Annotated in this window: 6 protein-coding genes; all 6 read right to left on the minus strand. The window is 28.1% G+C overall.

Annotated elements, in window-relative coordinates; genetic code table 11:
• Nucleotides 1–16: 16 nt before the first annotated feature.
• The gene (locus CLORY_RS22210) at nucleotides 17–1,120 is read right to left on the minus strand and encodes a chemotaxis protein (RefSeq protein WP_079428683.1); all 1,104 of its coding nucleotides are present in this window, start codon (nucleotides 1,118–1,120) and stop codon (nucleotides 17–19) included.
• A 247-nt stretch (nucleotides 1,121–1,367) separates the two neighbouring features.
• Complete coding sequence (locus tag CLORY_RS22215) at nucleotides 1,368–1,853, minus strand: glycosyltransferase family 9 protein (RefSeq protein ID WP_079428675.1); 486 nt, start codon at nucleotides 1,851–1,853, stop codon at nucleotides 1,368–1,370.
• 14 nt (nucleotides 1,854–1,867) lie between these two features.
• Nucleotides 1,868–2,770, minus strand: a complete 903-nt coding sequence (locus CLORY_RS22220) for a glycosyltransferase family 2 protein (protein WP_079428677.1) — start codon at nucleotides 2,768–2,770, stop codon at nucleotides 1,868–1,870.
• Between the two features lie 675 nt (nucleotides 2,771–3,445).
• Nucleotides 3,446–4,543 carry a chemotaxis protein gene (locus CLORY_RS22225; RefSeq protein WP_079428679.1) on the minus strand — a complete coding sequence of 366 codons (1,098 nt, stop codon included), beginning with the start codon at nucleotides 4,541–4,543 and terminating at the stop codon, nucleotides 3,446–3,448.
• Between the two features lie 5 nt (nucleotides 4,544–4,548).
• On the minus strand, nucleotides 4,549–5,886 hold the full coding sequence (locus CLORY_RS22230) for a glycosyltransferase family 2 protein (protein ID WP_079428681.1): 1,338 nt from the start codon (nucleotides 5,884–5,886) through the stop codon (nucleotides 4,549–4,551).
• Nucleotides 5,887–5,928: 42 nt separating this feature from the next.
• The coding region (locus CLORY_RS22235) for a D-alanyl-lipoteichoic acid biosynthesis protein DltD (protein WP_242954486.1) at nucleotides 5,929–6,543 on the minus strand (615 nt) is incomplete at its 5' end.

Consider the following 6,543-nt stretch of genomic DNA (forward strand, 5'->3'; position numbering starts at 1 on the left):
ATTATATACTTATTATTTAGCTCCAGTCCATCTGTTCATTTAATAATTTTGTAAACTTAATAGCTCCATAATAATTTAAATAAGAAACACCTCCAAAATCTTCATCATTAAATAACTCCTTTCTGAAATAATCTAGATATTGAAAATTGTAACGTTCTCTCATTTCGTTTATTATTCCATGAAACTCTTGTTCAATTTTCTCAGAAAAATTCTTGTAATAATATTTTGAAGCCGGATAAACTACAACTATAGGTTTTATAGAGTAATCCTTCAGAAGCTCAAGATATTTTTGAAAGATTTCTATGTTTTCAGCTACTGTTTCAGGATAATCCTTGTTACAATCAATTTCTGCCTGCTTTTTACCCACTGACCACTTATCTTCGTATTCATCTAAATTAGTCATATTCCACTTAAAGCCATACATCCTATTATCTCTATTTCTTAGCAGTTTATCAGCTATTTCCTTATTTATTGCATAGTCTTCATAGACACCTTCTATATTGTCAAAATGATGTGCTTCCTTTAATATATCATAATATAAAACTACATTATGTCTCATAGAGGATAAGGACATATCATATTGAAAGCTGTAATAGCTAAGACCAATAAATACATATCTTACTTCGTCAGTTTTTTCAGGCCAATTCTTAAGAAGATATTTTACAGTGAGATAATCATAAAAAAGATCCTGACTTGAAAATGCAAAATTAAACGCTTTTTTAATGCATGCGTCTGCTTTAAAACCTACCCATGAGTAAAACATACCTGTATTTAGAACTTCAGCTTTTGCTCTGTACTTTAGAACAAAATCACTGATCTTCCATTTATAATAATTAAGGTTATTGTCTAGAAATAAGTAATATTGAAAAATCTCGTTCTTATCTATTCCTATGTTTAAAAGCTGCTCGCATATATCCGTATTAAAATGGTCTCCTATAACTATATAATCATATTCAAAACAGCCTATCTCGTGTGGTCCTAAAATTATCTTATCATTTTTTCTGCTTCCCCACTTATTTTTATCATTATCTATATATGCTAAAATTTCCACATCATCCTTTAACATGCTAGCCACTATATTTGAAGATTTTTCTGTGCCAAACATTAAAACCTTATACAAAACAATCACCATTCCTTTATGAATATGTTTCTTCCTTAGTAATCTTACCAAACGATAGATTTCTCATTCTTATAAATTTGTATTCTTAGAATTCATATAGAATAAGTCCAAGATTCCAATAGTATTACTGACTAAAAAAATAAAGCATAGTTCACCTTGCTTTATTTTGAAATACTTACTATGCATAAATCGCCATTACTGGAATAACGAATTTTTATAAATAGTTCTGAAATTAAAACTATTCAGCTCATTTTTTTATTAAGCTTCTAAGTTTCAGCGGCAGGAAAATAATCATAAATACTGTCATTAAAGCGGTCAATAATGACGCTGATGTTTTAAATAATATATCTTTTAACTGCATAAGCACTATGCGTGAATCGGATATTTCATTAAGTTCTGATACTACATTACACATTACTCTTTTATTTGCGTTTATCATTTTAGAGAATTTCAAAACATTAAAAAAACCTGCACCTGATATATTCGTAACAGGTACTATAACTACATCAAATTTCTTTTGCTTAAGTTCTTCTACACTATTGCCTGCTTTGAAGCCTTCTTTATATGGATAAACATATATATTTTTTATATCTTTATACTTCTTCGCCAACTTTACTCCATGCTCATGGGTAAGAAGACTTATATTGCAGTGAGTATATTTTTCTTTTATAGCAGTGAAGTTTAAATCTAACTGCTGAAAACTTACAGAGCGAATTATCAAAAGTTCTTTCATCATTTTACCCCTATCTATTTAAAGAATGTAAAAGAAACGTTAAAAGGAATTCTAAAATTTTTCCAGATGTATTCTCCAACTACTTTTCTCTTTCCTTTAATCTTATTAGCATTAAAAATGGCATTAAACATGGCCTTTATATATATGAAAGTTTTTTGCTCCATTGAGTAGTAAAAACAATCGTATACCATGTTAATTGTAAGTCTTACTGCTGCATTCATAGGATAGTTTTTCCATATAAGCCAGAATGCATTCCTTGTATAATAAAAAGGAGCTCTCCAAGATGCCCTGTTTTTAGGAGAATACTTATGGTATGAAACCACATCTGAGAAAAACTCAATTTTATATCCTGTGTCCAAAATTCTAAAAGCAGTATCCTGCTCATTCCAATATAAGAAAAATTCCTCTGGATAAAAGCCCACTCGTTCCAGCAGCTCTCTCCTTACAGCTGCACCTGCTCCATTAAATGCCATAAGGTAATCTTTAGCCTTTGCAGAGGTGTCCTCGTTTATATCTTCCTCATCCTCTGAAGCTTTTACTTCGTCATAATTATAGTAATTCCTTACATCAAAAGCCACCATTCCTAGTTTCTCGTCTTGCTTAAACTTCTCTACCATTCTTTTTACACTATACTTATGTGGAAAAGAATCATCATCCAATATTACTATGTATTCACCTTGCGCATTCTTGAAGCCAATATTATATGCCTCAATGCCTATATTTTTAAACATTTCTATCAATTTAACCTTTGGATATTGTTTTCTGATTTCTTCACAAGTACCATCTGTTGAACAGTTATCTACAACAATCACTTCTAAATTGTCATATTCAACTTCATATATTCCTTTTAGACTTTCAAGAATATCTTTTCTTCTATTCCAGCATATAGTCACTATGCTGACTAAAGGAGTGCTCATAAGTTTCCTCCAATCTGTTTTGTCATTCATATATAAATTATCGTAGATTATTAATGAAAATTGAACAGTACTTATTATCCATTTCATTAATGCTATTTTATACTTTAACAAATTGTATATAAATAAATCTACATCTATTAAATTTTGTGTTTATATGCAAAATGAATCATATCACAGCCATCTTTCCTAAAAAAGTTAGAAAACTCAAAGAAATAGAACGGCCGATTAAAAGTTTTCCGTGAGGAAGAACTGCCATTAATGATACACACTGTTAATCTTTATAAACTGCAAAATGGAACCAAGCTTCATTCTGTTTATCACATATGCATAGCGAATGTGATATTTCATTGCATTTTAATATATTGGAAGGAAGGTATATTTTATAAGAACAGATAAAATAGTTTTGACCTGCCTGATGCAAGTAATATTGGTATAAACTTTATAAATATTCTAAACTTAATTTTCAAAGATAAACTTGAATCACCGACCCATGTTTTTCCTAATCAGAAAGCTCACCTAAATACTGCCATGTTAAGAAATGATAAATCTATGCCTTGTATACTTATTTTTTACTATAAACTATTGCTTCGACACTTAAGATACGCTCTTTCTGCATCACTTATCATTATCGCTATTAAAAGTCCTCTTTCATCAACTTATAATCTTTTGTTACGTTTACCATTTTATTTTTTCATTTAATATCTTTGTAAATTTTTCCGCTCCTCGCAAATTCAAATGTGATACATCTCGAAAGTCATCATCAGTAAATAAATCAGATCTAAAACAATCTATGTACTGAAAATTGTACTTCTTTTCAATTTGATTTATTATAAAATGAAATTCATCTTCTATTCTTTTAGAGAAATTCTCAGTATAGTATTTTGTAGCTGGGTATACAACTATTATAGGTTTTACATTATGATCTTCAAGAAATTTTATATAATCCTTAACAATTTGAATATTTTCTTTTACTGTTTCAGGATAATTTTTATTACAATCTATATTAGCCTGTTTTTTACCGATAAGCCAATTGTCTTCATACTCATTTAATGTAGGAACCTCTAGCTTAAACTCATAGTTTCCATCAGCATTCTTTTTGAATATTTTATCTGCAACTCTTCTGTTAATATCATATTCATTGTAAACCCGATTTATTTCTTTAAAATTATGAGCATTCCTAAGAACATCATAATATAAAATAACTTTACCGCGCATAGAAGAAAGAGACATATCATATTGAAAACTATAATAAGAAATGCCAATCAAAGCATATTTTACACAGCTCATTTTTTCAGAATAATTTTCAAAAAGATGTTTTACAGTAAAAAAATCATAAAATAAATCTTGACTTCCAAATGCAAAATTAAAAGCTTTTTTTTCGCATACATCGCATTTAAATCCAAACCATGAATACGATATACCTGTACTAATTAGTTCTACATTTTCACATACGCTTAAAAAGTACTTAATATTATTTTTATAATAGTTATTGTAGTTATCAGCAAATTTATAAAACTGAAATATTTTGCTACTCGGGACTCCAATAGATACTAATTGCATATATATTTCTTCATTAAATTGACTTCCAATTATTACATAGTCATATTCATATTCATTCAATTGCTTTGGTGATATAATCGTTTTACTATTTCTTTTTTGCCTCCACTTACTTTGGTTATTATCTGAATATGCTAAAATCTCGACTTTATCATTTAGCATATTTTCAACGATGTTAGCAGATTTACCTGTTCCGAATATTATCACTTTGAACATAATACTCACCTTTTCTTTAAACATTTGTTTAACAATACATAATACAAAGTATTTTTTAGCATATTATACATATTATTATAATTACTCAAATACTCCCTATCCTTTTCAGATGTTATAGTATTGAAAAATCTATCTACATAAACTATATTCTCTTCCATATTATCTCTGGCATCAAAAATATGATAGCAAGTTTTACAAATCAAGTCATAAACACACAAATTATCAAGCGACTGTATTTCTACTTTTTCTATATCCTCAAATTGATTATTCAATTCTTCTAAATTCTTAGCAGCAATAGTTATTTGAATTTCTGTATTAACATTTTTTATTTTATTTACAACATCTAATAGTATCTTGATATTCGAATTATGTATAACTAGTACCTTTTTTATATCTTTTAATATATTTGTAAACTTATCATCTATGTTTTCAACATCCATTATTCTATTTTCAGGTGCTCTTCCACGTATTCCATTTAAAGCATCATCTACAGCCATAAGTATAGTTTTTATGCTGCTATACTTTCCTATGTAGTTGCAGGCATACATTGCTTGAAAAATATCGTCAAACAGTCTTGATACAAACCTTTCAATATCATCATCAGAACAACATTTTTTAAAAAAATGAACCCTATTTCTCCAAAAATAATATGTTCCAAAAGTATTGTTTCTTACAGTGCCACCACCCTTATGCCATACTTTTGATTTTGAACTTGCAAACACTTTATATCCTGCTGATTTTAATCTATATCCTAAATCTATATCATCCCAATATACAAAATATTGTTCGTCAATTAATCCGACTTTTAATATGGCTTCAACTCTTATTAAAGCTGAACAAGCTGGTACATAGTCGCATTCGATGAATGTCATATCACTATTTGAATCTATATTTCCATTATTCCTAAGTTTCATATTAAAAGTTGAGAAGTCAATGTAAGATCCAAATTCTTGAACATTATCAGGGTTATCCATCGAATATATCTTTGAACCTACAATTCCAGTAGTGTAATTGACCTCCATGAATTCATACAATTCACATAATGCATCTTTATCCAAAATCACATCATTATCTAACAGATATATATATTTATACCCATTATTAACAACCGCTTTTATACCTGAATTAAATCCTCCTGACCCTCCTAAATTTTCTTCATTCCGAATAATATTAACAGAATCTCTGTATTGTTCTAAAACAGCATTTACTGATCCATCCATAGATGCATTATCTATAACATAAACATCAAAATTCGTATATGTTGATTTCAAAAGTGAACCTATACATTTGAGTAAGTACTCCTTTTTATTATAATTGCATATTACTACTGCTATTTCTTTCATAGTTAACCCACCTTAGCATATATAGAATCTTATTGATATAGCTTAACTAATAATATCGTTAAGAATATTAGTTAATTTTTCACTTCCAACCTCATTTAGATGAGTAAAATCATAAAAATCATTATCACAAAATAAATTTGACGTAAAGAAATCATAAACATGAAAACTATATATCTTTTTTAATTTATTTATGCTGTTATAAAATCTCTGCATCAATTCCTTTGAAAAATACTTTGAGTACATTTTTGAAACTGGACATACTACTAGAATAGGTTTAATATTATTTCTTTTTAATAAATCAAGGTAATTAGACAAAACTTTCTCATTTTCTAATACCGTTTTAGGATAGTTTTTATTTGATTCTTCCAAAGCAATAAATTTAGCTAACTCTTCAGTCTTATTTTTATTATCCCATTCAGTATCCTTAAAACTGTCAACATAAACGTGATTATATTCGGTAATAAATACTTTATCATTAACTTCTTTAAAACTATTATATTCTTCTGTAGATACAATATTGTGAAAATCTTTCAAAATAGAATAATATCTAAACGCTCTAGAAGCTATAGAAGATTGGGTTAAATCATATTCAAAACTGTAATAAGATAAACCAATTATAATGTATTTAATATACTGAATTTTATCCAGATAATTCTC

The sequence above is a fragment of the Clostridium oryzae genome (assembly GCF_002029235.1).
Lineage (GTDB): Bacteria > Bacillota > Clostridia > Clostridiales > Clostridiaceae > Clostridium_AE > Clostridium_AE oryzae.

What these genes read in the sequence shown, in the direction of transcription:
- CLORY_RS22230 (WP_079428681.1), bottom strand. Translation starts at nt 5,886, where the DNA reads ATGAAAGAAATAGCAGTAGTAATATGCAATTATAATAAAAAGGAGTAC.
- CLORY_RS22225 (WP_079428679.1), bottom strand. Translation starts at nt 4,543, where the DNA reads ATGTTCAAAGTGATAATATTCGGAACAGGTAAATCTGCTAACATCGTT.
- CLORY_RS22215 (WP_079428675.1), bottom strand. Translation starts at nt 1,853, where the DNA reads ATGAAAGAACTTTTGATAATTCGCTCTGTAAGTTTTCAGCAGTTAGAT.
- CLORY_RS22220 (WP_079428677.1), bottom strand. Translation starts at nt 2,770, where the DNA reads ATGAGCACTCCTTTAGTCAGCATAGTGACTATATGCTGGAATAGAAGA.